Below are 26300 nucleotides of genomic sequence, written 5' to 3' on the forward strand. Positions count from 1 at the left end.
AATTAATAGGTGTGAAACATGCTTAACCCAAAAAAACTTGAAGAGCTTGCCAAGCAAATTTCTGATGCAGTGCCTCCTGGCGTGCGTAACATGGCCGGAGAAGCCGAATCAAAAATCAAGCACATACTACAAGCTCAACTAAGTAAACTCGACTTGGTCACCCGAGAAGAGTTTGATGTTCAAAACCAAGTGCTAATACGTACGAGAGAAAAAGTCGACGCCCTTGAAAAACGTCTTGATGCACTATTATCAGAGCAAACCAACGACAATACCTAGCCAAATAATGGCGCCAATATAGTGATTATTTAAAAATCCATTAAACAGCGCTGTTTTGTCTCGTCCTCTGGCTTTCCAGAGGATGATAGCAAAGCCAATGAATGCACCAACTAGCCCTAAATAAGCATAGTGATTTAAGTTGTTTATGCTAAATACCCATCCGAGTATGCACAACGTCATAAGTTGTAAAAGTGAAATAATAAGCAGATCATAACGGCCAAATGCAATGGCTGTTGATTTAATGCCTACTTTCAAATCGTCGTCTCTGTCGACCATAGCGTAATAGGTGTCATAAGCGATGGTCCAGCATACATTAGCCAAAAATAACAACCACGCCCACAAAGGAACCGTTTCTGTAATCGCCATCGCTGCCATAGGTATGGCCCAGCCATATGCCGCACCTAATACAACTTGGGGATAATGAGTATAACGCTTCATAAAAGGGTAGCTCGCTGCCAGAATTAACGCTCCCACAGACAAGGCAATGGTTTGCCAATTCAGTAAAAGCACTAAAACCAAAGCAACGGTTATCAAACATCCAAACAGTATAAGTGCTTCGCGACTAGAGACCGTGCCTATTGCTAGTGGACGTTGAGATGTTCGCTCCACTTGACCATCTACATTCCTGTCGGCGTAGTCATTGATAACGCAACCAGCAGAACGCATTACAACTACGCCAGCAAGAAAAATAAGCAAAATATTAAGCGGCGGCGCTCCTTCAGAAGATAAAAACAACGACCACAAGGTAGGCCACATCAATAAATAAATGCCTATGGGCCTGTCGAGCCTCATTAACTGCATTAGTGCTAGCGATTTTTGGGTACTTGCCATTGTCTTCTCTTATTTATAGGCGGGTGATTCTGGTAGAAACACTTCTGCCACTAAAACATCAAAATCGCCTCGTCGAAACGAGCTACGCCTGCCATGTAATACTTGATCGTCATCAGATAGCGAAACCAGTTCTGAAAAATGCTTTGCTTTTACAGACGTAAGGTCAAAATCACTTCGGATAAACCGTTTGTCGTTAAACAACTGCCTACCTAAAGGTGCACTTCCCATAGTGTTCCATTCACCATTAGCCAATTTCGAAGGAATGATAGAGCGTGCGAACACCCAAGGCACTTCATCTGCCAATAAGACAACTTCGCGAACGTTATACTCAGACTCAGAAAAAAGTAAACGCTCACTTTCACACCGATGAATAGGTTTCTCTCCTTGCCCCAATAACCTGACACTAAAATGTGTACAGTGCGATTCGATACGCTCGGTTAGAGAACCCGTATCAATTAGCCATTCAGCTAACTGAGTATTTAAATCTGTGCTTATGCTATACGGACGCCAAGTGACATCGAGTCCGGTAGGAAAGTGTTGCATGTATGACCACACCATTTATTTTCTGAGTGTTACTGTGCAGAAATTGAAATCCTAGTATATCATTGAAGTACATAATTGATATTTACAAAGTCTACAGAATCATGAAATTTGCCGCTATAGCTAGTTTAATTTTAATTTTGGTTATGAATACCAAGGTTGCCAATGCTCAAGCTGAAATAGGTTATTTAAGTCTAGAGCCTGAAATCGTTACCAACTATACAGGCAGTACCGCTAAGAAACTTGGCTATGTGAGAGTAAGTATCGAACTTATGATACATGACCTAGATCAACTTGAAATTGCTGAGCATCACTTACCCTTATTAAGAGCCACGGCAATTGAAATTTTTGGCAACCAGCCTGAAGATAAAGTTAAATCTCTGACTGGCCGTGAAGACATTCGTTTAAGCATAAAAACCAAGCTGCAAGAACTAATGACACAAGAAACAGGCTCAGAAATAGTCAAAGATGTAATTTTTACTAAGTATTTACAGCAGGGTTAATGCTAACTCTTCGTAGTTTATTCACCATCAACTGGAAAATGTAACCGCCAAAATTCGAAACCACCATCGACACTGGCAACGTTTTTCAGCCCTTGTGACGCTAAGTATTCCGCAGCTTGTTGACTAGAGTGACCGTGATAACACATTACGGCCACCTTCTGATTCGCCTCTGTTTGGGCTAAAAAATCACTCAAGTTTTCATTGTTTAAAGCAATAGAGTTATCAACTCGGGACAATGAAAACGCTTGAGGATCTCGAATATCGACAACGGTCCACTCGTCTCTTTGTTCATGGAGTGCTTCACAAGAAATGTGAGAGTAACTTTTCATAACATGCTCTTCCTTACCAATTTAAAATGACTTTACCCGACTGCCCAGACCCCATCACATCAAAGCCTTCTTGAAAGTCGTTAATATCAAACTGGTGAGTAATAATAGGCCCCAGCTCTAAACCACTTTGTAGTAGCGACGCCATTTTATACCAAGTTTCGAACATTTCCCGCCCATAAATGCCTTTTATTGTTAATCCTTTGAAAATCACGTCATTCCAATTGATCGCAACATCATTTGGCGGAATACCTAACATCGCGATTTTCCCTCCGTTATTCATGGTGTCGAGCATACCTCGAAATGCTGAGGGAACACCTGACATTTCTAACCCTACATCGAAGCCTTCAGCCATGTCTAAATCATGCATGACATCAACTAACTGAGTATTACTGACATTTACAGCACGGGTTGCACCCATTTTTTCTGCAAGTTCAAGGCGATAAGCGTTCACATCGGTAATCACTACGTTGCGTGCACCTGCATGTTTAGCAATGGCAACCGCCATAATACCAATAGGACCAGCCCCTGTGATCAATACGTCTTCACCCACTAAATCATAAGTTAGGGTTGTGTGCACCGCATTGCCAAAAGGGTCAAAAATAGAGGCCAAATCATCACTAATATTATCGGGGATTTTAAACGCGTTGAATGCCGGAATAACTAAATACTCTGCAAATGCGCCTTGTCTATTAACACCAACACCTTGGGTATTTCGGCACAAATGACGACGACCCGCACGGCAGTTTCTACAATGCCCACAGGTAATATGCCCTTCCCCTGATACCCTATCTCCTTTTTCAAAGCCTTGAACTTCTTGGCCCATGTCCACAACTTCACCTACATATTCATGACCAACAATCATAGGTACAGGGATGGTATTTTGTGACCACTCATCCCAGTTATAAATATGCATATCGGTGCCGCAAATTGCGGTTTTTCGAATTTTAATCAATAGATCGTTATGGCCGACTTTAGGTAATTCAGCTTGGTGCAACCATATTCCTGGTTTTGCGTGTAACTTGGCTAGGGACTTCATTGAATGACTCCCAATGTTTTACCCACTTTGATAAAGGCATCAACGGCTTTATCCACTTGCTCAAGGGTATGTCCTGCAGACATTTGAGTACGAATTCGCGCTTGCTCTTTAGGTACTACAGGGAAAGAGAAGCCGATGACATAAATACCTTCTTCTAACAAAGCATTAGCCATATTGGTTGCAAGCTTTGCATCGCCTAACATAACAGGAATTATTGGGTGATCTTTACCGCTCAAAGTAAATCCCGCATCTGACATACGCTGTCTAAAATGTTGTGTATTGCGCCATAATGCAGAACGAAGCGCTTCACCTTTCTCCATCATATCGAAGACTTCAAGTGATGCAGTCACAATAGGAGGCGCAACAGAATTAGAAAATAAGTAAGGACGTGAACGCTGGCGCAACCACTCTACCACTTGCTTTTTACCTGAAGTGTAACCTCCAGAGGCACCTCCCAAGGCTTTTCCTAATGTTCCGGTGAGAATATCTATCCGTCCCATTACGTCACAATACTCATGGCTCCCTTTTCCATTTTCACCAAGAAAACCGGTGGCATGACAATCGTCTACCATTACCAGTGCATCGTACTTTTCAGCTAAATCGCATACCCCTGACAAATTGGCAATAACACCATCCATAGAAAATACACCATCGGTAGCAATGATAATGTGTTTGGCATTATCTTCTCTGGCTTTGATTAACTGAGTCTCTAGTGCAGCCATATCATTGTTTGCATAGCGATAGCGCTTTGCCTTGCTTAACCTAACGCCATCAATGATGCTGGCGTGATTTAGTGCATCAGACACAATGGCGTCATCAGGTCCAAGTAGGGTTTCAAATAACCCGCCATTGGCATCAAAACAAGACGGATATAAAATAGTGTCTTCCATACCCAGAAAGTCACTTATTTTTTGTTCGAGCGCTTTATGTATATCTTGGGTACCGCAAATAAACCGAACAGAAGCAACGCCAAAACCATGGTCGTCTAACCCTTGTTTAGCGGCACTGATAAGTGTGTCGTGGTTAGCTAGCCCTAAATAGTTATTGGCACAAAAATTCAATACAGGTTCAGCATCGCCAACATCTATTTGCGCACTTTGCTGAGAGCGAATAACCCTTTCTTGTTTATAAAGGCCTGTGTTTTTAAGTTCATCTAACTGAGTGTCTAGTTGTTTGTATAGCGATTTTTGCATAATTTTTGCCTAACGACTGCCCCAAATTAAGTGCGCAAATCTTACAGCCAAATGGCAAAAACCAGTGAAGTTGCAACGACAACTCCCCTTATATCTGCGACTAATGTCTTTTGTAAAAATCTACGTGTTATTCAGGAATAGCGAAGGAATTAAGATTTGTCTAGTAAACCTTGAATTGAGGCTTTGACCATATCCGTGGTAATGGCCGACATTAATTCATCGCCTTTGGCTCTAGTGCCCCATTTTAATTCGTCCTGAGGTTTACTTTGCTGCTCGATAATATGGGTGTCGTACACATTCACCACGTGTTGCAATGACAGATAAGGCCCTGTTCGTCTTGGATTAGAGTGGGCGTACAGTCCCACAACGGGCGTGCCCGCCGCTGTCGCCATATGAGCAGGCCCAGTATCAGGTGCAATAACAAAAAACGCGTCTTTAAGGATACAGAACATCTGCTTTAACGAGGTTTTTCCAATAAACGAAGGTAAAGGGGTTTCCATCGCACTTTGAATCTCTGCTTCCAGTTGTTTATCAATTGGGCCTGGTCCACCACATAATACAACGGACAAGCCTAACGACTGGCAAAACACAGCGATTTCAGCATAGCGTTGAGGCTGCCAACTTCGCTCTAATTTAGAAGCCGCGGGACAAATAGCCACGGTTTTGCTGAATTGCGCTAACGCATTTGTAGCAAACTCTTGGTCGTCCTTTGAATACGGAATAGGCCAAGACAGCGATGAGCCTGAGGGAATACCTAGCGCATCAGCAAAAGCATGAAAACCTTCTAAAACATGGCGAGACTTGTGAGGCTTAATACGATGATTAATGAAAAAGCTATGGCCTTCTTTACTATTTTTAGCATCAAAACCAAGGCGAACCTTTGCTTTAACAACACGTGATAGCCAGTTTGCTCTTAAAGCCAACTGCATAAGACATAAGGCATCAAAGGTGCGTCCTTTTAAACAGGCTTTTACATGGTTTCTAGCCTGTTTTGCCTGCTTCTTGTCATATACAATAAATTCAACACCTTCCATACCGGTAACGAGTGCATGTTCAATTTTTCCGGTGATCCATACAATAGAAATATCAGGCCTGTGCTCACGTATACGGCTTACCATAGAAACGGCGTGGCACACATCACCAATGGCAGACAGCCTTAAAATACAAATACTCGCGTTTTGAGGTAAAAGAATGGGAAAAGCTGAAGATGCGAACAAGTTAATTGTTACCGTATTAGCGTATAATGGGGTAATTTGATTATATTTTTGCTCAAGACTCAAGAGGTTGTCTACATTCACTTATGTCATTATCTGTTGTTCGTACGGCTAAAGGCCAATTAATTACCGATGATCAAGCTATTAATGCGCTTAACATTGAACCTAGTGCGCAATGGTTTTCACCTGAGTATTGGCAACAGCAACAGGCCATTGTGAATACGGCTCACGGCCGAGGCATTACCTATTTTATAAAATATCAATCCCACACAATGGTATTGAGGCGGTATTTACGCGGTGGCTTAATTCGCCATCTTTCCAAGGATAAATTTGTTTTTACTGGCTTACAGAAAACAAGGGCATGGCAAGAGCTTGCTTTACTTAATTCAATGAATCAACAAGGGCTAGCCGTTCCTCAAGGTATTGCAGGTATGGTGCAAAAACAGGGTCTTGTTTACACCACCAGTATTTTAACCTTGTGTTTGCCCAATACAGATAGTTTGCATAATGTGTTAGTTAAAACAGAGTTAAGCAATGAGCAATGGCAACACATTGGAATCATGGTAAAACAATTTCACGACGCCCAGATTTATCATCACGATATGAACGTACATAATTTTTTGCGAAACCCAGAAGGTAAGACTTGGCTGATTGATTTTGATAAATGCAAAAGGCAAAACGGTGAAAACTGGAAACAAGACAACCTTAATCGCTTTTTACGTTCACTAAATAAAGAAAAAGCCCTAGCTGACGATTATCAGTTCGAAAATAGCCATTGGAACGCCTTTTTAAACGGATATAACCGTTAATACTCATTGCAAATACACGTCATCCCCGTTAAGGTCATAAAAAATTTTGTTTCTATAGTTACATGAAGACAAAAGCAATATACCCAGGCACCTTTGATCCAGTTACAAATGGACATTTTGACTTAATCGAACGTGCTTCAAATCTATTCTCAGACGTTGTTGTTGCGGTTGCATCAAACCCCAACAAGCGCCCTCTATTTACCTTAGAGGAGCGAGTCGATCTCGTTAAATCTATCACTAAAGGTTTAGATAACGTCACTGTTGTTGGCTTTAAAGGTTTACTTGCAGATTACGCTGATGAACTTAACGCCAGAGTGCTTATTCGCGGGCTACGAGCCGTATCTGATTTCGAATACGAATTTCAACTCGCGAATATGAACCGCCGATTGAACCCCAAGCTTGAAAGCGTGTTTTTAACACCGGCTGAAGAAAACGCATTTATTTCTTCTACCTTGGTAAAAGAAGTCGCACTTCACAGAGGTAAAGTTGTAGGTTTTTGTCACCCGATAGTAGAATCGGCTTTAATGGAAAAACTGCATAGTAAGTAATTACTATTATGTTTGGCACCGTGAACAGTAAAATGTATTTCGCTGAGCAATAGTCACACTTTTAATCAACGAGCTACATCGCTCACACTGCTCTCCTGCTCGCCCATACACTCTCAGGTGCTGACTAAAGTAACCAGGGCTACCATCAACATTAGAAAAGTCTTTTAGCGTTGTACCGCCCTGCTCAATAGCTTTAGCTAACACTTGTTTGATGTACTTAGTCAGTAATTGATAACGTTTTCTTGAAATGCGGCCCGCCGCTCTGCGTGGGTCAATTCCCGCTAAGAATAACGCTTCATTTGCATATATATTCCCTACCCCTACAACGGTTTTATTGTCCATAACAAAGCCTTTGACTGGCGATTGTTTATTCCGAGACAAGGTAAATAGACGATCACTGTCAAAATCGTCGGTTAGCGGCTCTGGTCCTAAGTTGGCTAGTTGCGACAATACCTGGCCTTTAGGTTGCCACAAGCAGGAACCAAAACGACGAGGATCGTTCAGCCGTAAACATTTACCGCTGGTTAAAACGATATCGATATGATCATGCTTGTTGGGTGGAACATCTGCATCGATAACACGAAGTGCCCCAGACATTCCCAAATGCAGCACTATGTCGCCTTCACTCAGTGAAATCATTAAGTACTTAGCACGTCGGGAGAGGCTTAAAATAGGTTGCTGAGTCAACGAATGAATAACATCAGGAACAGGCCAGCGTAAACGACCGTTACGCACCACAACGTGTGCTATGGTTTGCTGCAACAAAAAAGGTTGGATCCCTAATCGGCTAACTTCAACTTCTGGTAACTCAGGCATAGCAAACTAACCTCACGCAAAAAACCCGGCTATAGCCGGGTTCTTGTGGAGACAAAAGCAAGTGTATTACTTGATTTTGGCTTCTTTGAACATAACGTGCTTACGTACAACGGGATCGTATTTTTTGATCTCCATCTTACCAGGCATGTTACGCTTATTTTTGTCTGTGGTGTAGAAAAATCCAGTGCCAGCAGATGATACTAATTTAATTTTATCACGCATGATTTAGATTCCTTATACTTTTTCGCCACGGGCACGCATGTCAGTTAAAACTGCATCGATACCTTTCTTATCAATAATGCGCATTCCTTTAGTAGAAACACGTAATTTCACAAAACGGTTCTCAGACTCAACCCAAAAACGGTGAGAATGAAGGTTTGGTAAAAAGCGACGACGAGTCGCGTTGCGAGCGTGAGAGCGGTTGTTACCAACGGCTGGACGCTTGCCTGTTACTTGACATACTTTAGACATCTGTTTGTCTCCAGAAAAACTGTTACTTAGTCCCATTTCGGGTCAGCTCAAAAAGCTGACAAGGGCAAACTTGCTTCAATTTGAGGGCGCATTTTATACAGTAAACAAGAATAATGATCAAGCTATTTTTTACATCAATCCTCGCTCAGCTAGGGACAATGTTAACACATCTGCGACAATAAAGTGGTCTAGAACTTCTACATCAATTAAAGATAAGGCGGCTTTTATATCTTTTGTCAGCTGTATGTCGGCTTGACTAGGTTCTGCTACACCAGAAGGATGGTTATGCACTAGAATAACCGCAGCGGCATTATCAGCAAGCACTTGCTTAACGATTTCTCGAGGGTACACAGCTGCGGCATTAATTGTTCCGGAGAATAATTCTTTGTAAGCAATTAACTGATGTTGGTTGTCTAGCAGTAAAATACCGAAAATTTCCCTTTGCTGATCCCGTAAATGGAGCTGTACGTATTTTCTAACTGATTCTGCATTGTGAAAAACACTGTCTTTTTGCAATTGCTCTTCATGTTGCCGCTTATTAATTTCTAAGGCTGCATGTAACTGTGCATATTTAACCAAACCAACGCCAGACACAGCACAAAAATCTCGCTTGTCAGCGGTGCACACATTGCGAAGCGAGCCAAACCGAGTCAGTAAATCTCGTGCAATACTCAGCGCACTTCTGCCTTTTTGACCATGGCGAATAAGTGCTGCGAGCAACTCAACGTCGGTTAACATTGCAGGCCCTGCGTTAATGAGCTTTTCACATGGGCGTTCAGATGCTAGAAGATGATCCATTCAATTCATTCCTTTTTAAAGTACTTTTTACCAAAGTAACCTAGCTCAAACACCTGAACTCATGACGAGTCATGGTATACGTACTATATGCACCATCGAAGTCTTTACCGATACCCTCGACGAGTTTCTTTGGCATGAGCCCTTTAGGGAAAGCTTTCAATCTATATGGCGTTCAACTGTACACTTAAAAATAATAAAAACTGTATCTGTTATTTAACTCAGCTTATTTTATGCTAAATAACAATTAACGTAATAGGATTACGCGAGTGAACAATAGACTAAAAAACCAACAGCAATCAAATTTTTGGCCTACGTTAGCTGACGATCACGAGATTTTTAGCCAAATAAGCCAAGCATTTATTAACCAACAAGTTAACACTCGTGTTGCGAAACTAAACACATCTCTGGCTAACAATGGTTTAAATAAAATTGGGATGGGGATGGATTATTGTGTAAAGCATTTGCAAGAAACGATTGTTCCCAACCTCTCGGCCAGTCGTGGTCCTCGATATTGGGGCTTTGTTACCGGAGGGGCAACACCGGTAGCAACTTTTGCCGATTGGTTAGTGTCTAGTTTTGATCAAAATCTCATTAAATCAGGAGACTCCATAGCCCCTCAAGTCGAACAGCAAGCAATAAAATGGCTTTGTGATCTATTCACTTTACCTCATACCTTTCAAGGTTCTTTGACAACCGGCGCGACAGCCGCGAATTTCTTAGCGGCAATTACCGCAAGACAATATGTCGGCAATCAGCAAGGAATTGATGTTGCCAAAGATGGGTTATTCGCATTGGACATTAATGTTTTTTCTAGTACCCCCCATGCTAGCATGATTAAAAGTCTAGGAATGGCAGGCTTAGGACAACGGAACTACCGTTCAGTTGATTGCGAAAATAGAACAGAAAAGATGTCATCCATTTCGTTGCAGAAGGCTCTAAAAGAAAGCAATGCCAAAGGAAAAATAGTAATTGCCAGCGCAGGCACAGTTACTGGTACAGATTATGATGACTTACTTACTATAAGTGAAATATGCAAACAGTATGATGCTTGGCTTCACGTTGACGCAGCATTTGGTATTTTCGAGCGTTTACTGAATGGCAAAAATGGTAAAACTCGTGGCCTAGAGTTGGCTGATAGCGTTACTTTAGACTGCCACAAATGGCTCAATGTACCTTATGATTGCGGCGTATTCCTCACCCAACATAGACAGCACCTCTTTAATAGCTGTGACGTGCCTGCGCCTTACTTAGTTAACAGCAGTGATGAGCCTGATTTCATGTCGTTAGGAATAGAAAACTCTAGGCGATTTCGTGCGTTACCAGTATATTTATCATTGTTAGCGTACGGCAAAAATGGCGTTCGAGAATGGACTCAGCGAGCAGTAGCATTAGCCGGTGAATTTGCGGACTGGATAGCACAATCAAATCACTACGATTTAGTTTACCCTTGCCAGTTAAATGTTGTTTTATTTAAACCAGTTACAACCGGATTAACTAACGATGAAGCAAAACAAAAAGTGGAGCACTATTTACACGCGATAAATACAGATGGACGTATATTTTTGAGCTTAGGTAGTTGGCAAGGTGAATCTATTATTCGCGCAGCACTGAGTAATTGGCAAACACAAAAACATGATATTGAGATTGCCATCACCGCGCTGACTGAAATTGCAGCCTCGCTTGAATAGCTAAATTCAAACTCGTGGACACAGTAAAAAATTGCTTTTTAGCCTTGTATACTAGGGCGTATTAACGGCATTAAAGCAGTCTGCATAACCGCTTTTAACCAAAATAGAATTCGAATCGCTTACGTTTAGGAGCTCTTTAATCGCTTGTTGCTTGTCTTCGGCTTGTTCACAATAGGCCTTCGCTATTTGCGCACCAACAAAATAGCCCAGGTCAGGGTGCCAATCGTCGCCATAATTTTCGCTATTATTTCCAACCCCCTGTATTGGTACTGTTCATTTCTTTTTTGAAACGAGACCATATACGCTCCTCGTTCTTGTAATGCCATCATTGCATGAATATGTCCGTGAATAACAACTAGAAGGCGCTTAAACGATAACCAGAAACTAGTTGATCACCACACTGCCAATTGCAATAGTATGAGCTTCCTATTTGATGATATATTTTATGGAAAATACACAAATGGATGAAAGAATTACGTGTAGTAGCTGCAATAAAAAATGCACTCCTAGATTATGGCATATAAAGATGGGATTTTTCGTTGGAAAACGAATACAGCACCTATGTCCCTACTGTGGAATAGTTATGTATCAAACAGGAAAGGGAGCTGGTTATGGTGCAATTGGAATTTGTTTGCTTATCATTTTTAGCATTCTCCAACCTATTTATACAACACTTAATAAAGATAAAATTTCTGCACAAAGATTAAAGGTTGATATAAGCCAATTACAGTCCAGAATAAACACATATGAAGTAGAAATAATGAACCTCAGACAAAAAACAGAAGGAGGTAAAAATCCTCAATTACTTAGACAATTAAAAGGTAAACCAGAAAAGCTAAGTGAACTGAAATCACACTTAAAACTAAAAGAAATTGAATTCAAAGCAATTAATGACTCTTAAAAATAAAAATCCATAGAGTGTAGTATTCTACAAAATACGAATGTAAACAGCTTGAGCAAAACTCGAAAACCCAAATTGATGCTACAAATAATAAAGTAAATTAGGAGCTAAAGATTCAAACGAAGTTATCTCAAAAGATAGTAGGTAACATTAAAGCGCATTTTTACCACAGCAACTTACCCCAAACACCTGAACTCATGACGAGTCGTGCTACACACACTTTACGGCCCATGATATTATCTGGATATATAGCTTTTTGATTGAGTATTTATTTTGCTGCTAGGAAAAAACGTTTTATTGGGTGTATCAGGCGGAATTGCTGCGTATAAAACACCAGACTTGGTGAGAAAATTGGTTGCAAAAGGCGCCTCTGTTCGCGTGGTATTAACGTCTTCAGCGGAACATTTTGTTAGTCCTCTTTCATTACAAGCGGTGTCGGGTAATACCGTCAGCAACGACCTATTAGACCCTGCAGCAGAAGCCGCTATGGGCCATATAGAGCTAGCTAAATGGGCCGATTACCTTGTTATCGCACCAGCTACAGCTAATTTATTAGCAAAAATGGCGAATGGAATTGCAGACGATTTGCTTACCACGCTTTATTTAGCCTCTGTCGCCAAAACCGTGGTTGCACCAGCCATGAATCAACAAATGTGGCAAGCGGCATCGGTAAAGCGCAACATCGCACTATTGAGTGGTGACGGTGTTGAGTTTATTGGCCCTGCTGCAGGAGAACAAGCTTGTGGTGACGTAGGCCCTGGAAGAATGGTTGAGCCTCAAGATATCGCCGATTACATAGATAACATCACCGAAGTAGAGCAAACACTTAGTGGCAAAACGGTATTAATAACGGCTGGCCCAACACGAGAAGCCATTGATCCCGTTCGTTATATTAGTAACCACAGTTCAGGAAAAATGGGCTATGCCTTAGCTTCGGCAGCCAAAGCCGCTGGTGCTAACGTAGTATTAGTGAGCGGACCTGTTTCTTTATCGCCCCCTGCAGGGGTAGAACGTGTTAATGTAGATTCTGCTCAAAGTATGCACGACGCCGTTATGGCCAAAGTAAACGACGCTGATATTTTCATTGCTTGCGCAGCGGTAGCCGACTATCGCGCCATTGATCAAGCAGAGAATAAAATCAAGAAAACATCAGATGAGTTAACACTTACTTTTACGAAAAACCCTGATATTCTTAAAGATGTTGCTGCATTACCAAAAGCGCCTTTCACGCTAGGTTTTGCCGCTGAAAGTCAAAAAGTTGAACACTATGCTCGTGGTAAGCTTGAGAAAAAGAAACTGAATATGATTGCTGCAAATGATATTTCTATTCAAGGTTTAGGCTTTAATAGTGATCAAAATGCTCTTCATGTTTTTTGGCCTGAGGGCGATAAAGTACTGTCGGCAGACAGTAAAACGAATTTAGCACATACGCTAATTTCATTAATGGCTAGCCACTATAATAATAAATAAACGTACACGCTAAAGGAACTGTCATGCCCGCTGTAAAAAAACCGAATCGCCGAGCTCAAATTCTGCAAGCCCTTGCGTCTATGCTAGAAAGTAGTCCAGGACAAAGGATAACCACAGCGAAACTTGCCGAGCAAGTAGGCGTTTCTGAAGCAGCCCTATACCGTCATTTCCCCAGTAAAGCCCGTATGTTTGAAGGCCTAATTGAATTTACCGAGAACACCTTGTTTTCTCGTGTAAACAAAATTGTGACGGAAGAAAAAGACGCCATGGTACGATGCCAATTAATTTTGCATCTTGTATTGGGCTTTGCTGAAAAAAACCCCGGCATCACACGGCTGCTTAATGGCGACGCTTTAATGGGTGAACAAGAGCGTTTACGCACTCGAATTGCTCAGTTGTTTGAACGTTTAGAAACCCAGTTAAAACAAATACTGCGCGAACGTAAATTAAGAGAAGGTAAAACCTTAGGCGCCGATGAAGCGATATTGGCAAATATGATGGTCTGTTTTGCCGATGGTCGAATTAACCAGTTTATTCGCTCTGAATTTACTAAGCGTCCAACTGAAAGCTTCAATGATCACTGGGCATTATTCAAAACATTTTTTCACTAATCCCCTCTTTATAATTTAGAAAAATAAAAGCCGACTTTTCATCGGCTTTTATTTCAATCTGATTACTCTTTTGCAAAAGTTGCCTTAAAGAAACTATCATCATTCCACTTTGGACGTTCTTCTTGGTTTGCTAAGGTATTGCCAATTTGCGCATTCACACTGGCAAATTTCACCGCTGCATTCCACTTAAACGGAAGGTTAAGATCATCTGTTGGTTTGTGGTAGTGAGTGGCAAGGAAGTTACCAAATACTTTTGAGCCATCTATTTCAGGGTCAGCCGACTCCAAGCCAGTAACTAGGAAAATAGAAGGAATACCCTGTTTTACAAATGAGTAGTGATCTGAGCGCGTAAACAAAGCTTGTTCAGGCCAAGGATCTGGACTTAGTTTTATACCAATATTACCTGTTGCTTGCTCTACCGACACTTTCATATCGCTATGATTCGCACCAAAAGCAATTACGTCAGCAAAGTTGTAAGTTAAAATTGGCATGTCTAAATTGACATTTGTGACAATAGATTCCACCGGCACAGTAGGATTATTTGCATAGTAATCCGAGCCTAACAAGCCTTTTTCTTCTGCGGTTACCGACACAAATAAAATAGAGCGTTTTGGTTTAGTTTCCATTTGCCCAAATAAACGGGCAGTTTCTAGCATAATAGATGTACCCGACGCATTATCCATCGCACCGTTATTGATTTTATCTTTCTTAACGCTTTTTGCTATGCCGATATGATCAGAGTGCGCGCTAAAGACAACATATTCATTTTTTAGCTTGGGATCACTGCCCTCAACAAAACCAACAACATTAGGGCTCGATATTGTTTCATGGGTACTTTCTTTCGTTAGTGCTACTGAAACAGGTAAAGCAAAGCCTTTTGGCGCTTCATCTTTTTCTAACTGAGCGTAGATTGATTCTAGCGACACAGGTGCATGAGCAAATAACTTTTCTGCCGAAGGGCGGCCAAAATGAGCTGCTCCTTGCAATTGTTCATGGGTACCCGCTGGTTTACCTTCTTTATTTAACCAACGTAATGCAGGGGTATGAATATAAGATAGGCTGCGTTGATAAGGTCTTACTTTTTCAGATGTAGGGGTGCTTATGGTAATAAGCCCAATCGCTCCATTATCAGCAGCATAAGCCGCTTTTTGCCTACCCGAGCCTAAATGCGCTCCTTCTTCAGAAGGGAATGACGCCGGTTTACCCGACAACATAACCACTATTTTTCCAGATACATCGATATCGGCATAATCGTTATGACCATACTCATCAGCAATAATGCCATAGCCTACAAAGACCAACTCTCCTGACATTTTTGTTTGTTCACGTACTGTATCCGCAGAGGTTAAAAAGTCTTTTGGATAAGATAAGTTAATATCGCCGTCAGGGGTTTTTAACGTTAATGCAGGAGATTCTTGCTTTAATACTGCACGTCTAAACGGAACGCGCTGCATAAAGCCATCGGTTCCTGCGGGTGTTAAACCGTACTTTTTAAATTCCGTAGCTATATATTCCGCAGCGATTTCATGACCCATTGATCCTGCATCTCTACCTTCAAGTAAATCACTCGCAAGGAAGTTTAAATGTGCTTGGATATATTCTTTTTCTGGCGCTAAGCTGTCTTCTGCGCTGACATTAAACGCACTTACTGAAGCTGTAAGACCTAATGCAAATGCTGACGCAAAACTCATTATTTTTGTTTTCATTGTATACCTCAATTTAATACACCTAAGAGTGTAAGAGATCCCAAAGCAATACGATATATCAAACAGCAAAAATACGCTTTAATGCTTGCATATGCGGCAAATTACATTAGGCTAAGAATAAACATTCTCTAAAATTATGCCTCGTAAAGCTTTATACAACATAGAACAAGTACTCTCTGACGCTGAAGATGTGTTTCTAGAACACAGTTTTCATGGAGCAGCAATGGATGAGCTGATTGCCCGTACAGAATTTAATCGACGGGGCTTTTATATTGAATTCAAAAACAAAAAACAATTTTTATACCGCGTACTCGCTCACTACCAAGAAAGTCGCTTATTACCTTTGCAAACACAACTACAAGAAAAGCAGGGGTTAGTGTCTATTCAGAGTTTTTTCAATGACTACATTTCCCTTATTGATGGCAGAGGGTGTTTATTAATTAATTCGGTAACTGAATTAGGTATTGACGATATCAACATTCGAGAAATTGGTCGCCATTATCTCGATGGTCTGCAAATCGCCTTTATTAGTTGCTTAGAACAAGCAATGGAGCATGGCCAGCTTAAAGTAGGTGTAGATATTGAGTCAGCAGCACTACAACTTACTTGCTTTGTTCAAGGGCTCGCGGTGAATGCAGTGTTATGCCAAGACAGCGAGGAAATGCAGATTACCATTCAATCCTTGCTTGCGCCTTTGTTGCCCAATGCATAATAAAAAGAGACAATAGTCCAATATAGCATTTTCATTATTGTATTTTATGTCTCAGAACGACCCTATTTATCGCATTCAATTTGTCAGTAACGGCGAGCGTTACGAACTTTATGTAAAAGCACTAACGCAAGGTTCTTTATTTGGTTTCGTCGAAATTGGTGATTTTTTATGGGATACCCATACTCAATTAGTGGTTGACCCCAGCCATGAAAAGTTAAAGTCTGAATTCGCCGATGTCACTCACACCTATATCCCCATGCATAATGTATTGCGTATCGATGTAGTAAAAACTCGTGGAACCGCAAAAATAACTCAATTATCAGATAAAATCACCGCCCTTCCTACCCCTATTTATAGTCCTAAAAAAGAAAGGTAAATTCATTTCGGCAGTGAGCGTGCAACACTCAGAAGCACCGTACTCATAAGCCGCCTTTCAATAAAAATAAAAGACAGCTTGAGGTTGTCTTTTTTTTCACTACAATAACTGTATAAATATACAGTTATTGGTATTTGCTATGTCATCGTTAGAGCAACTTAAACTATCTAAAATAATTTGGAACGCCAGCACTGGTTCACAAGAAAAAAAAGTAGCTTTACCTTTCCTCCAGGCTTCCATAGATAAAGCACTACAAGGAGGGTTAGCCCAATACGGGTTATTGAATTTTCACACATATTCTGGCTCTGGAGAGCTCTCATTTTTATCGTCTGTAATAAAAGCAGCTCGGCAAGAGGGACAATATATTGCACTTATCAACCCTCCTGGACAGCCCAACACCCACTGGTTTCAACGAGATATTTGCTCGAGTGATTACCTGTTCTGCGTACATTCCTCTGAAAATAGTCAAAATTTATGGGCTTTTGAGCAATGCATTATGTCTGGGGTCTGCGCTGTGGTGCTGGCTTGGAACCTAACCGCAACATCACAACAGTTACGTCGATGTCATGTAAAAGCAACGCAGCACGGTTGCAAAGCCATTTGGTTTTCATCGCCAAATACTCAGCAAAGTGCAATTCAAACTCCTTGTTCCGAACAGCTGGCCTTGTACAAAAAAGAGCAGCAATGGTACCTAGATGTGTTGAAGCAACAAGGAGGATGGCCTCAAATGGGAATTCAAATAAATAACCCTATGCCTATTAGTAATAATGTGATTAACCGCACTTTGCACGCATCTGTACTCTCTACAGCAATAAACCATTAGTTTATCATGTGGTTAGGCCTTTACTTTCCAGCCCTGTTAATACCCAAAGAAGTCAGTGTGCCTTTGGTGGTTTACCATGCTCCCCAGAATCAGGTTATACAATGTAACTTAGCGGCATCTAAATTCGGTATTGAAATAGGTATGGGTTTAGCTAGCGCCAGCGCATTATGTGCGCAATTAGAAGTGCTCACCTACAGCGCTGAAAAAGAGCGTCTTCGCCTTACACATATTCTTTATCAATTATATAAACTCAATGGTGATATTTGCTTAGAAAGTTCTTGTGAGCTATTAATTCGATGCGATCGTCATGATTATTACTATGGCAGTAAACAAATCCATTTGCGCGTATTGCTTGATGCTCTAAATAAACACAACACCCCTTTTTACTACGCAACAGCCAATACGCCCGAGCAAGCTTGTGTATTGGCAAAAGCACGAGTAAATCGTTTATTTTCAAAAGAGCTGGTACTCACGGCTTTGTATGATTTAAACATTACACAGCTTCAGCTGTCATTAAAAACACAACAACAACTACAGCGGGTTGGAGTTCATTCAGTAAAAGCCTTATTGGCCTTACCAATTGAAGAGCTTGCCGGCCGATTTTCACAGGATACCATTAAATATTTATATGCAATCAAAGGGTTAAGTAACCTAGGTCGCGTATTTTATCAGCCTAAAACATTTTTTACCGAGTGTATTGAGCTACCTTTTGAAATGGAAAATCAAGAACACTTATTGCGCTGGGCAAGGGCTTTACTTGATTTACTACAAAGTTACTTACGTAGCCGCAATCAAGCCACACAAGAGATAACATTCACTTTTATAGATAGTGAAAAGTGCTCATATCCACTGGTACTTCAAGCGAGCTTAGCACAATATTTGTCTCATGATTGGGCTGCAACTTTGGCTTTAAAATTAGAAAAAACCACCTTTTCCAATCCCATTCGCAGCATACAATTAGAGTGTCACAACAGCTTAGATATATCCCCCAGTTCAAACGACTTTTTTTCTAACCAACGAACCCATGCCATTGATGTTCACAAGCTCTTCGATACATTAAGTACCCGTTTAGAAGATAACGCTTTTCACCCACCTAACAACCCGTTTTTCACTTTATCAGAACACTGGCCTGCTGATGCCGCAACGCCTGCGTTTATGTTAACAAAACCCATTAGGTTAGTATCTAAAGGTCGTATTGTTGCTGGACCACAACGCTTACAAACACAATGGTGGTGCACGCCTTTAAAACGCGATTACTTCTTACTCGAAACGCCCCAAGCTGAACGCCTTTGGGTATATAGAAATACCTCTGTAAATTCCGCCTCTCCAACATGGTACTTTCAAGGTTGGTTTAGCTAATGTTTGCAGAGCTCTGTTGCCAATCTAACTTTTCATTTTTAGAAGGTGCATCACACCCTGAAGAGTTAGTGAGTACCGCTAGTTTTTTGGGGTATCACAGTATCGCAGTTACCGATAACTGCTCTGTGGCAGGTGTAGTCAGAGCCCATACAGAAATAAAAAAAAACCATTTGCCTATTCAATTAATTATTGGTGCCCGTCTTCCTCTTAATGAACTCTTTGCTATTACCGCTTTATGCCCAACAAAAGAAGCGTATACAGAACTATGCAGAGTGATAACTAACGCACGCCGGAGAGCGGGAAAAGGCCAATTTGAACTCGCTCAGTGGGATATTATTACGTTAAAGCATTGCCTATTTATTTGGCAACCAAACCTAAAAAACGATAATAATGAATGGGCATCATGGTTAATGAAGCACGCGCCTTCTCGTACATGGTTAGGCGCGAACCGCTATTTAGATGGCCAAGATAACGAGCGATTTACCTTATATCATCAGCTTCAGAAGCTAACGGGTTTTCCTATTTGTGCAACGAATGCAGCCTTATTTCATCACCCAGACCGCCAACCCTTGCAACATACATTACATGCTATTAGAGAATCCACCACAGTATCTAGTTTGGGCAAACAGGCACAAATTAACTGTGAACGAGTGTTAAGGCCGATTAATAAGCTTAAAAAATTATTTCCGAGTACTTGGTTAAACGAAAGTGTAAAAATAGCAAAGCAGTGCACTTTTAGTTTGAATGAACTTTGCTATCAATACCCTGAAGAAATCATCCCCAAGGGAAAGCAAGCCATTACTTACCTTAGAGAATGTACTTATAAAGGCGCTAAAAAACGTTTCCCAGAAGGACTTAGCGAAGAGCAGGCCCAACTGATCGAAAAAGAACTCTCGCTCATTGAAGAACAAAAATACGCTTACTTCTTTTTAACCATTTATGACATTGTTAATTTTGCTAAATCAAAACATATTCTTTACCAAGGTAGAGGCTCTGCCGCAAATTCAATTGTCTGTTACTGCTTAGAGATTACCGCAGTCGATCCGCGAAAAATTTCATTATTATTTGAGCGTTTTATTTCCAAAGAAAGAGATGAACCACCTGATATTGACGTAGATTTTGAGCACTCAAGGCGAGAAGAAGTTATCCAGTACATCTATAAGAAGTACGGACGTCACCGTACTGCATTAGCAGCAACCGTGATCACCTATCGGTTTAAAAGTGCCTTTCGTGACGTAGGTAAAGCATTAGGCATTGCTGAAACCAAGCTCGACTATGCCATTAAGAATGTAAATCGACGAGATAAAACTCAACCTTGGCAGGAACAAATCGCCGATGCAGGGCTAGATACGAATAGTCGCTTAATAAAGCTTCTCATTCATTTTGTCGAAGACATTGTGGGCTTTCCTCGTCACTTATCCCAACATGTTGGCGGGTTTATTATCTCTCAAGGCCCCTTGTATGAACTCGTCCCCATAGAAAATGCAGCCATGCCAGAGCGCACAGTGATCCAATGGGATAAAGATGACTTAGAGAGCCTTGCTTTACTGAAAGTAGATGTATTAGCTCTGGGTATGCTCAGCGCTATTCGTAAAGCTTTTGATTTAATTGATCGGCATTATGGCTATCGCTTAGACATGGCTTGGATACACTCCCAAGGCGATGATCGTCAAGTGTTTGATATGTTGTGTAAAGCCGATTCTGTTGGTGTATTTCAAGTTGAATCTCGAGCGCAAATGTCTATGCTTCCGAGGTTAAAGCCCCGTACTTATTATGACTTAGTTGTACAAATTGCCATTGTTCGACCAGGCCCCATTCAAGGAGATATGGTTCACCCTTATTTAAAGAGGCGAGATGGTACCGAACAAATAACTTACCCTTCAAAAGATGTTGAATCTGTGTTGTCTCGCACTATGGGCGTGCCTATTTTTCAAGAACAAGCCATTAAACTCGCCATGGTTGCCGCAGGGTTCACTGGAGGTGAGGCCGACCAATTACGCAGAGCAATGGCAAGTTGGAAGAAAAATGGAGCATTAAAAAAGTTTGAACAAAAACTACTAACCGGAATGGCCAACAATGGTTATACAGAAGAATTCGCTAGCCGGTTATATAAACAAATATTAGGCTTTGGTGAATATGGTTTCCCTGAAAGCCATTCCGCCTCATTCGCTTTACTAGCCTATGTATCTTCTTGGATAAAATACTATTTTCCTGAAGTGTTTTACACCAGTTTACTCAATAGTTTGCCTATGGGCTTTTATTCTCCAAGCCAACTAATACAAGATGCAAAGCGCCATAATGTATTAGTAAAACCTGTATGTGTTAACCACTCTCATGGTGAGCACGTTATTCAATGGCAACATGGACGTCCAGCAATTCGATTGGGATTAACACAAATATCTGGATTGTCGGATAACGCAATATCCACACTATTAAAACTTAGACCAGAGAATGGCTTTGACTCTCTTTCACAATTGCATCAAGCAGGGTTATCAAACCAAGATTTACAAGCCCTTGCTAGCAGTAATGCGCTTAAAGTCATTGCGGGAAACCGGTATCAAGCTCGTTGGGATTTAATGAACTCCCAGTACTCACTGCCACTATTTGAAGGCACTATTAAATCAACCCATAATATCAACGGCCCCAGCGTCGCAGAAGATGTCGTTGAGGATTACCATTCAAACTCTCTTTCTTTACACTCGCACCCTATCGCTCTCATTGAAACTAAATTAAAACAAGAAAACATTACCCTAGCTCGTGAATTACCTCACCTTAAAAACCAAAGCTTGGTAAAAGTGATTGGTTGCGTAACCGGTAAACAAGCACCTAGCACTGCAAGTGGAGTAACCTTTTTCACATTAGAAGATCACACGGGGAACATTAATGTTGTAGTCTGGCGAAATACCGCACAAGCGCAAAAACAAGCTTATTTAAAAGCCTCTATTTTACAAGTAAATGGCATTATAGAAAAAAGTAAAGATAAGGTTATTCACGTTGTCGCAGGTAAACTTATCGACCGCACTCAATGGGGGGGTAACTTTTCCATATCATCACGCGAATTTCGGTAAATAGTCTACACTTTTGGAGAGGTTAAGGTATTTTTATTTAAAAATAATAAGGTGGGACTAGTTATGCAAGGAGTATTCGGGGATCCTATATATATAGAAACTCTCTCTGAGGCTACTTTTTCTAGTGCTCTTGCAGAAATCCCAAACACCAAATTTGAATCTATATTACTCATTGCAGTTGATCAAGATACTCCATTTCCAAAGGAATTAGAGAGCCTTTTATCAAATTCTGAATTTCCAATTTGGGGTGGGGTTTTCCCTGGAATAATATTGGCAGCTCAAGTAAAAAAGTCCGGTGCGCTGGTGATACCAATAGTCGTTAAAACACATATAGATATCATAGAAAATATTAGCCAATTTCCTCATTCAGGTAAGCAGCTATCATTTGACAATCATGACACAAAATCTGCGTTAATATTGACCGATGGGCTCACTGATAGTATTGAAGATACACTTGAAATAGTTATAAAGTCGCTTCCCTCTAATACCGTCGTATTTGGTGGAGGAGCAGGCTCATTGTCTTTCGAAAAGAAACCTTGCTTATTTACTCCTAAAGGTACCTACCAAGACGCCATGCTTATTGTGACCATGACTCAACCGTGGGAACTAGTTATAAGCCATGGTTGGGAAATTTTAGATGGCCCCTTTTTAGCAAATGAAGTATCGGGTAACGAGGTTATTCAGCTTAACTTTCAACCTGCTATTGATATCTATAGTAGTGTTGTCGAAGATCACTCAAAAAAATCACTGCAAGACACCTCATTTTTTGATATTGCTCAGACTTATCCATTCGGGATAGACAGATTAGATAATGAGTTGTTGGTAAGAGACCCAATAAAAGTAGAAAATAATCACTTAGTGTGTGTAGGTGATATTCCCGAAAATACTATGCTCTACATATTAAAAGGTGAACCATCCTCTCTTATTAAAGCGACAAAAGATGCAGCAACAAGTCGCTATGCCAATCACTCGATTAACAATGGATTTCTATTTACTTGTATAAGTAGAGAGTTGTTTCTTAAAGACCGTTTCCAAGACGAGCTATTAGGTATAGCAAAGCCAATGAATAATAATAATCCACTAATTGGAGTACTAGCATTAGGAGAAATAGCATCAAGCGTAAATGGCTGTGTTGATTTTCATAATAAAACTGCTGTAATGGCAATGCCCACAGTGGTGAACTAAATGGCAAACAAAGGAGTTAGCCAAACACTACAAATTGTGTCTATACAGCACGAACTATCTATGAGTATTGGCTTAAGTATAGATCTAGTACCTATGCTTACTACCTTTATGAAGCGCCTTAGGCAACGACTTAGCTTAAACAGCGCTATGATTGCATACCAATTCGGAGATACCTTAACGTCTCCTGCATACTCTGCACTTTCAGTTCCATCTACGCTTGTCGAAGAAAACAATAATGTTTTATCGGATCTCATCACTTCCTATTATCAATCTAATAATAACGACGTCTGCCATAAAAATATAAAAGGTTTAGACTATTATTTATTTCTTATACCCGACCATGGCGTCCTTGTTTTAGAAAGAGCTCATAGAGAAATCGATTTAAAAATATTACAAGCTATTAGACCATTACTGAATAAACTCGCAATCAGCATACATGCATGTTCTCAACATGAAGAATTAAAGCTAGAGGTTGAAAACAGAAAACGAGTTGAACAAAAGCTAATACTACAATCATTACAAGACCCATTAACCGGAATAGCAAACAGAAACCAATTTAATATCAAGCTTGCCGATCATCTTGAAAGCTCTTTAGCATCAGGTGTTTATGGCGCTGTATACATTATAGATTTAGATAGATTTAAAGTTATCAATGATAGCTTAGGTCATTCATTTGGTGATGACTTATTAAAAGTCATCACCAAACGCTTACAGCAGCAAAGTGATAAATTTGAAGTGTTGGCGCGTATTAGCGGTGACGAATTTGCAGTAATATCACCTCAGCTAGATAGAGATAAATACAAGGCGAAAACCAAAGCTGAAGCCATTGCTGCTAAATTAAACAGCGCATTTTCCGAAGCACTTTGCTTTAACGGACAATGTATTAAAATTACATTGAGTATTGGCATTCAACTATTTCCCCTAGATAACAACCCACAATACAACAGTGCCCATCAAAACAGTATTGTAAATAATGCAGATTTAGCAATGTACGCTGTTAAAAGAACTAGTCGTGATTCATATCAATTTTACAATGAATCAATGCATGCAAAAAATGAACGGCGAGTAAAATTAGAAAATGCGCTTTACAGCGCTATCCAAGATAATGAATTTGAAGTTTATTACCAGCCGATAGTTAACGGGTCTGCTTTAATTAATGCCGCTGAAGCCCTACTACGATGGAACAGTAAATCTTTGGGACCTGTGAGCCCTGCTGAATTTATTCCCGTTGCAGAAGAAAGCGGAAGAATAGTCGATATTGGCAATTGGGTACTAGAACAAGTCTGCAGAAATATTTCAGATATTGATGCCCAAAACAGACCCAATACATTAAATTACATTAGTGTAAATATAAGCCCCAGACAATTCGGAGCATTAAATTTCGAACACGATTTTATAAGTATTCTTAATAAGTATTCGGTCCCCTACGATAAATTGCGAATCGAGATTACAGAAGGCGTTGCATTAGAAAATATTAGCTCAGCCGTTAGTCGAATGAATAGACTGGTTAATAGAGGCGTTGTGTTTATGTTAGACGATTTCGGCAGCGGATATTCGTCTTTATCTTATATTCATCAATTACCTTTGAAAACGGTAAAAATCGACCGTTCCTTTACAGCTAATATCGCTAATAACCCCAATAACCAAGTTATTGTTAATGCAATCATCGATATCTGTGTTCACTTCAATTTAGAGTGTGTAGTAGAAGGGGTAGAACATGAAAACGAAAAAAATTACCTAATGACTAAAGGTGTAAATAAATTCCAAGGGTACTTTTTTTACCGCCCTAATAGCGCAGCGGTACTAATGGAACTCCTAGAACAGCAGCACGCCGGTCATTAAGCTACTACAGATTCAAGCAATCTCAGTATTTTTTTATCTAAATTTAATTCCATTTTAGCTCCCAATGGCATTACTATTTTAGGGTCTGTATGGCCAAACATAACATTCGTAATTATAGGCAAATTAGTAATACCGAACTCTACAGATACTACGGACCTTATAACGTTATCCAGTTCTAATTTTTCTTCTAGAGAAAAATGCATCGGATTCGCTATCATCAAAGCGTTAATTTGTTCATACACACCTTGAGTGCCATAGTTACGCAATATACGCTTTACCGCATTCACTGAAGGTTTCTCTTCCGATGTCTCCAAAAATATAATTTTCCCTCGCCAAAAGCTTCCAGTGGGCCAATATTCCGTCCCCTTTATAAACTCTAGAACTTCAAGACACCCACCAAATAGCGTACCAGAGATCACTCCATGACCTTGTAGCACTCTTATTCCCGTATCTAATTGGGGCTTATTCACTTTCCCTAGGTTTTCCTTAACACTCCAATCTGGAAAACCATCACTAAAAGATTCATAGATTGGAAATGTATAAGTAGGTTTTGATGAGAACAACAAATCATATACGTGTTGCCTATAAGTTTCAGGTAACGCTGCCATCTGAGAAAAACCTGCCATTATTGAAGGACCATTAAACGTAATCATCCCCTTTAGATAGCAAAACACATTCAAAACTGTGGTATCAGAAAAGCCCATGACTATTTTAGGGTTTGCTTTAATCACCTTAGGGTTTAAATAAGGAAGTAACAAAACTAAATCGTCGCCACCTATAGTTATAAATAAGGCTTTTATTTCAGGATCTGAAAATGCATTATTGATGTCTTGAGCACGGGCTTTGACATTATTAATTGTTGAATCATTATTCATTCTTGTGGATGGGTATTCCACTACCTCTAAGCCCCATTCCATTAGAACTCGAAGGCCTTTTTCATAAACATCAGGGAATACAAAAGGGCCACCCCATGATGGTGACAACACTGCAACTTTATCTCCTGATAGAAGTCTTTTAGGTTTTATTAATTCTTGAGCCAATTCCATTGTTTACCTAGCCTTTATCCGTTTATTAAAGACTATCATTACTATTTCCCCCCTACAAACAATAAGCCCCAGCGTTAGCTTAGGCTTTTAGGCTTCTCTTTCGAGAGAATAAGAGTCTTGAGGTATCTATTCTACCCTGGGTAACCTCA

Annotated in this window: 27 protein-coding genes; 15 read left to right on the plus strand and 12 right to left on the minus strand. The window is 40.4% G+C overall.

The window, feature by feature from the left end:
* Window positions 1-18 precede the first annotated feature (18 nt).
* Entirely contained in the window at window positions 19-276 is a 258-nt protein-coding gene (locus J3L16_RS15205) for an accessory factor UbiK family protein (protein WP_207613862.1), read from the plus strand.
* On the opposite strand, the gene ubiA is transcribed toward J3L16_RS15205, so the two are convergent.
* Together ubiA and J3L16_RS15215 are read right to left on the minus strand one after the other, a co-directional pair.
* Window positions 250-1107, minus strand: a complete 858-nt coding sequence (gene ubiA, locus J3L16_RS15210; protein WP_207613863.1) for a 4-hydroxybenzoate octaprenyltransferase — start codon at window positions 1105-1107, stop codon at window positions 250-252. The two genes, J3L16_RS15205 and ubiA, sit on opposite strands and share 27 nt — an antisense overlap.
* A gap of 9 nt (window positions 1108-1116) precedes the next feature.
* A complete protein-coding gene (locus J3L16_RS15215; protein WP_207613864.1) occupies window positions 1117-1650 on the minus strand; it encodes a chorismate lyase in 534 nt (177 codons plus the stop codon).
* 143 nt (window positions 1651-1793) lie between these two features.
* Between J3L16_RS15215 and J3L16_RS15220 the strand changes: the two genes are divergently transcribed.
* Window positions 1794-2150, plus strand: coding sequence for a flagellar basal body-associated protein FliL (locus tag J3L16_RS15220; RefSeq protein ID WP_242698869.1), 357 nt, complete (start codon window positions 1794-1796; stop codon window positions 2148-2150).
* 17 nt (window positions 2151-2167) lie between these two features.
* On the opposite strand, the gene glpE is transcribed toward J3L16_RS15220, so the two are convergent.
* The 4 genes from glpE to J3L16_RS15240 form a co-directional block, all read right to left on the minus strand.
* Window positions 2168-2479: a thiosulfate sulfurtransferase GlpE gene (gene glpE / locus J3L16_RS15225; RefSeq protein WP_207613872.1), complete on the minus strand. Its 312-nt coding sequence runs from the start codon at window positions 2477-2479 to the stop codon at window positions 2168-2170.
* 13 nt (window positions 2480-2492) lie between these two features.
* The gene (tdh, locus tag J3L16_RS15230; RefSeq protein WP_207613874.1) at window positions 2493-3515 is read right to left on the minus strand and encodes an L-threonine 3-dehydrogenase; all 1023 of its coding nucleotides are present in this window, start codon (window positions 3513-3515) and stop codon (window positions 2493-2495) included.
* Window positions 3512-4708 carry a glycine C-acetyltransferase gene (locus tag J3L16_RS15235; RefSeq protein WP_207613876.1) on the minus strand — a complete coding sequence of 399 codons (1197 nt, stop codon included), beginning with the start codon at window positions 4706-4708 and terminating at the stop codon, window positions 3512-3514. The genes tdh and J3L16_RS15235 overlap by 4 nt, the downstream gene beginning before the upstream one ends.
* A 149-nt stretch (window positions 4709-4857) precedes the next feature.
* A complete protein-coding gene (locus tag J3L16_RS15240; RefSeq protein WP_347564693.1) occupies window positions 4858-6006 on the minus strand; it encodes a glycosyltransferase family 9 protein in 1149 nt (382 codons plus the stop codon).
* A gap of 2 nt (window positions 6007-6008) precedes the next feature.
* Here J3L16_RS15240 and J3L16_RS15245 point away from each other — a divergent pair, with 2 nt between their 5' ends.
* Both J3L16_RS15245 and coaD read left to right on the plus strand, forming a co-directional pair.
* Entirely contained in the window at window positions 6009-6731 is a 723-nt protein-coding gene (locus J3L16_RS15245; RefSeq protein ID WP_207613878.1) for a 3-deoxy-D-manno-octulosonic acid kinase, read from the plus strand.
* A gap of 62 nt (window positions 6732-6793) precedes the next feature.
* Window positions 6794-7279, plus strand: a complete 486-nt coding sequence (gene coaD / locus J3L16_RS15250) for a pantetheine-phosphate adenylyltransferase (RefSeq protein ID WP_207613880.1) — start codon at window positions 6794-6796, stop codon at window positions 7277-7279.
* Between the two features lie 6 nt (window positions 7280-7285).
* Here the strand turns inward: coaD and mutM are convergent, their stop codons facing one another.
* The 4 genes from mutM to radC form a co-directional block, all read right to left on the minus strand.
* A complete protein-coding gene (mutM, locus tag J3L16_RS15255; RefSeq protein WP_207613881.1) occupies window positions 7286-8095 on the minus strand; it encodes a bifunctional DNA-formamidopyrimidine glycosylase/DNA-(apurinic or apyrimidinic site) lyase in 810 nt (269 codons plus the stop codon).
* 66 nt (window positions 8096-8161) lie between these two features.
* Window positions 8162-8317, minus strand: a complete 156-nt coding sequence (rpmG, locus tag J3L16_RS15260) for a 50S ribosomal protein L33 (protein ID WP_012516577.1) — start codon at window positions 8315-8317, stop codon at window positions 8162-8164.
* 12 nt (window positions 8318-8329) lie between these two features.
* Window positions 8330-8566, minus strand: a complete 237-nt coding sequence (rpmB, locus tag J3L16_RS15265) for a 50S ribosomal protein L28 (RefSeq protein ID WP_207613882.1) — start codon at window positions 8564-8566, stop codon at window positions 8330-8332.
* A gap of 129 nt (window positions 8567-8695) precedes the next feature.
* Window positions 8696-9364: a DNA repair protein RadC gene (gene radC / locus J3L16_RS15270; protein WP_207613886.1), complete on the minus strand. Its 669-nt coding sequence runs from the start codon at window positions 9362-9364 to the stop codon at window positions 8696-8698.
* A 266-nt stretch (window positions 9365-9630) separates the two neighbouring features.
* Here radC and J3L16_RS15275 point away from each other — a divergent pair, with 266 nt between their 5' ends.
* The 4 genes from J3L16_RS15275 to slmA all read left to right on the plus strand — a co-directional run bounded on the left by J3L16_RS15275 (window position 9631) and on the right by slmA (window position 14034).
* Window positions 9631-11052 carry an aminotransferase class I/II-fold pyridoxal phosphate-dependent enzyme gene (locus J3L16_RS15275; RefSeq protein ID WP_347564694.1) on the plus strand — a complete coding sequence of 474 codons (1422 nt, stop codon included), beginning with the start codon at window positions 9631-9633 and terminating at the stop codon, window positions 11050-11052.
* A gap of 583 nt (window positions 11053-11635) precedes the next feature.
* Window positions 11636-11953 carry a hypothetical protein gene (locus J3L16_RS15280; protein WP_207613888.1) on the plus strand — a complete coding sequence of 106 codons (318 nt, stop codon included), beginning with the start codon at window positions 11636-11638 and terminating at the stop codon, window positions 11951-11953.
* A gap of 270 nt (window positions 11954-12223) precedes the next feature.
* The gene (coaBC, locus tag J3L16_RS15285) at window positions 12224-13423 is read left to right on the plus strand and encodes a bifunctional phosphopantothenoylcysteine decarboxylase/phosphopantothenate--cysteine ligase CoaBC (RefSeq protein WP_207613920.1); all 1200 of its coding nucleotides are present in this window, start codon (window positions 12224-12226) and stop codon (window positions 13421-13423) included.
* A 23-nt stretch (window positions 13424-13446) separates the two neighbouring features.
* Window positions 13447-14034: a nucleoid occlusion factor SlmA gene (slmA, locus tag J3L16_RS15290; protein WP_207613897.1), complete on the plus strand. Its 588-nt coding sequence runs from the start codon at window positions 13447-13449 to the stop codon at window positions 14032-14034.
* A 62-nt stretch (window positions 14035-14096) separates the two neighbouring features.
* Here slmA and J3L16_RS15295 read toward each other — a convergent pair whose 3' ends face one another.
* A complete protein-coding gene (locus J3L16_RS15295; RefSeq protein ID WP_242698871.1) occupies window positions 14097-15740 on the minus strand; it encodes a M28 family metallopeptidase in 1644 nt (547 codons plus the stop codon).
* 136 nt (window positions 15741-15876) lie between these two features.
* On the opposite strand from J3L16_RS15295, the gene J3L16_RS15300 reads away from it, so the two are divergent.
* From J3L16_RS15300 to J3L16_RS15330, 7 genes are all read left to right on the plus strand, one after another.
* Window positions 15877-16452 carry a TetR family transcriptional regulator gene (locus J3L16_RS15300; RefSeq protein ID WP_207613898.1) on the plus strand — a complete coding sequence of 192 codons (576 nt, stop codon included), beginning with the start codon at window positions 15877-15879 and terminating at the stop codon, window positions 16450-16452.
* A gap of 46 nt (window positions 16453-16498) precedes the next feature.
* Entirely contained in the window at window positions 16499-16828 is a 330-nt protein-coding gene (locus J3L16_RS15305; RefSeq protein WP_207613899.1) for a DUF1820 family protein, read from the plus strand.
* A 139-nt stretch (window positions 16829-16967) separates the two neighbouring features.
* A complete protein-coding gene (locus J3L16_RS15310; RefSeq protein WP_207613900.1) occupies window positions 16968-17651 on the plus strand; it encodes a hypothetical protein in 684 nt (227 codons plus the stop codon).
* 6 nt (window positions 17652-17657) lie between these two features.
* A complete protein-coding gene (locus tag J3L16_RS15315) occupies window positions 17658-19010 on the plus strand; it encodes a DNA polymerase Y family protein (protein WP_207613901.1) in 1353 nt (450 codons plus the stop codon).
* Window positions 19010-22078, plus strand: coding sequence for an error-prone DNA polymerase (locus J3L16_RS15320; RefSeq protein WP_207613902.1), 3069 nt, complete (start codon window positions 19010-19012; stop codon window positions 22076-22078). Before J3L16_RS15315 ends, J3L16_RS15320 begins: the two co-directional genes overlap by 1 nt.
* 63 nt (window positions 22079-22141) lie before the next feature.
* Window positions 22142-23263 (plus strand): FIST C-terminal domain-containing protein, encoded by a 1122-nt coding sequence (locus tag J3L16_RS15325; protein ID WP_207613903.1) that lies wholly within the window; start codon window positions 22142-22144, stop codon window positions 23261-23263.
* A complete protein-coding gene (locus tag J3L16_RS15330; RefSeq protein ID WP_207613904.1) occupies window positions 23264-25105 on the plus strand; it encodes a bifunctional diguanylate cyclase/phosphodiesterase in 1842 nt (613 codons plus the stop codon).
* On the opposite strand, the gene J3L16_RS15335 is transcribed toward J3L16_RS15330, so the two are convergent.
* Entirely contained in the window at window positions 25102-26151 is a 1050-nt protein-coding gene (locus J3L16_RS15335) for a S66 peptidase family protein (protein WP_207613905.1), read from the minus strand. The genes J3L16_RS15330 and J3L16_RS15335 overlap by 4 nt on opposite strands.
* Window positions 26152-26300: the final 149 nt, after the last annotated feature.

It is taken from the genome of Alteromonas sp. 5E99-2, from assembly GCF_017368475.1.
In the GTDB taxonomy this organism is placed as follows: domain Bacteria; phylum Pseudomonadota; class Gammaproteobacteria; order Enterobacterales; family Alteromonadaceae; genus Alteromonas_F.

Excerpts from the sequence above, each read along its gene's own strand:
- J3L16_RS15335 (WP_207613905.1), bottom strand. The coding sequence starts at position 26,151 with ATGGAATTGGCTCAAGAATTAATAAAACCTAAAAGACTTCTATCAGGA.
- J3L16_RS15320 (WP_207613902.1), top strand. The coding sequence starts at position 19,010 with ATGTTTGCAGAGCTCTGTTGCCAATCTAACTTTTCATTTTTAGAAGGT.
- radC (WP_207613886.1), bottom strand. The coding sequence starts at position 9,364 with ATGGATCATCTTCTAGCATCTGAACGCCCATGTGAAAAGCTCATTAAC.
- J3L16_RS15215 (WP_207613864.1), bottom strand. The coding sequence starts at position 1,650 with ATGCAACACTTTCCTACCGGACTCGATGTCACTTGGCGTCCGTATAGC.
- J3L16_RS15310 (WP_207613900.1), top strand. The coding sequence starts at position 16,968 with ATGTCATCGTTAGAGCAACTTAAACTATCTAAAATAATTTGGAACGCC.
- rpmG (WP_012516577.1), bottom strand. The coding sequence starts at position 8,317 with ATGCGTGATAAAATTAAATTAGTATCATCTGCTGGCACTGGATTTTTC.
- J3L16_RS15300 (WP_207613898.1), top strand. The coding sequence starts at position 15,877 with ATGCCTCGTAAAGCTTTATACAACATAGAACAAGTACTCTCTGACGCT.
- J3L16_RS15245 (WP_207613878.1), top strand. The coding sequence starts at position 6,009 with ATGTCATTATCTGTTGTTCGTACGGCTAAAGGCCAATTAATTACCGAT.
- coaD (WP_207613880.1), top strand. The coding sequence starts at position 6,794 with ATGAAGACAAAAGCAATATACCCAGGCACCTTTGATCCAGTTACAAAT.
- J3L16_RS15315 (WP_207613901.1), top strand. The coding sequence starts at position 17,658 with ATGTGGTTAGGCCTTTACTTTCCAGCCCTGTTAATACCCAAAGAAGTC.
- J3L16_RS15235 (WP_207613876.1), bottom strand. The coding sequence starts at position 4,708 with ATGCAAAAATCGCTATACAAACAACTAGACACTCAGTTAGATGAACTT.
- J3L16_RS15220 (WP_242698869.1), top strand. The coding sequence starts at position 1,794 with ATGAATACCAAGGTTGCCAATGCTCAAGCTGAAATAGGTTATTTAAGT.
- J3L16_RS15280 (WP_207613888.1), top strand. The coding sequence starts at position 11,636 with ATGTATCAAACAGGAAAGGGAGCTGGTTATGGTGCAATTGGAATTTGT.
- glpE (WP_207613872.1), bottom strand. The coding sequence starts at position 2,479 with ATGAAAAGTTACTCTCACATTTCTTGTGAAGCACTCCATGAACAAAGA.
- J3L16_RS15325 (WP_207613903.1), top strand. The coding sequence starts at position 22,142 with ATGCAAGGAGTATTCGGGGATCCTATATATATAGAAACTCTCTCTGAG.
- J3L16_RS15295 (WP_242698871.1), bottom strand. The coding sequence starts at position 15,740 with ATGAAAACAAAAATAATGAGTTTTGCGTCAGCATTTGCATTAGGTCTT.
- J3L16_RS15205 (WP_207613862.1), top strand. The coding sequence starts at position 19 with ATGCTTAACCCAAAAAAACTTGAAGAGCTTGCCAAGCAAATTTCTGAT.
- mutM (WP_207613881.1), bottom strand. The coding sequence starts at position 8,095 with ATGCCTGAGTTACCAGAAGTTGAAGTTAGCCGATTAGGGATCCAACCT.
- ubiA (WP_207613863.1), bottom strand. The coding sequence starts at position 1,107 with ATGGCAAGTACCCAAAAATCGCTAGCACTAATGCAGTTAATGAGGCTC.
- J3L16_RS15305 (WP_207613899.1), top strand. The coding sequence starts at position 16,499 with ATGTCTCAGAACGACCCTATTTATCGCATTCAATTTGTCAGTAACGGC.
- slmA (WP_207613897.1), top strand. The coding sequence starts at position 13,447 with ATGCCCGCTGTAAAAAAACCGAATCGCCGAGCTCAAATTCTGCAAGCC.
- tdh (WP_207613874.1), bottom strand. The coding sequence starts at position 3,515 with ATGAAGTCCCTAGCCAAGTTACACGCAAAACCAGGAATATGGTTGCAC.
- J3L16_RS15330 (WP_207613904.1), top strand. The coding sequence starts at position 23,264 with ATGGCAAACAAAGGAGTTAGCCAAACACTACAAATTGTGTCTATACAG.
- rpmB (WP_207613882.1), bottom strand. The coding sequence starts at position 8,566 with ATGTCTAAAGTATGTCAAGTAACAGGCAAGCGTCCAGCCGTTGGTAAC.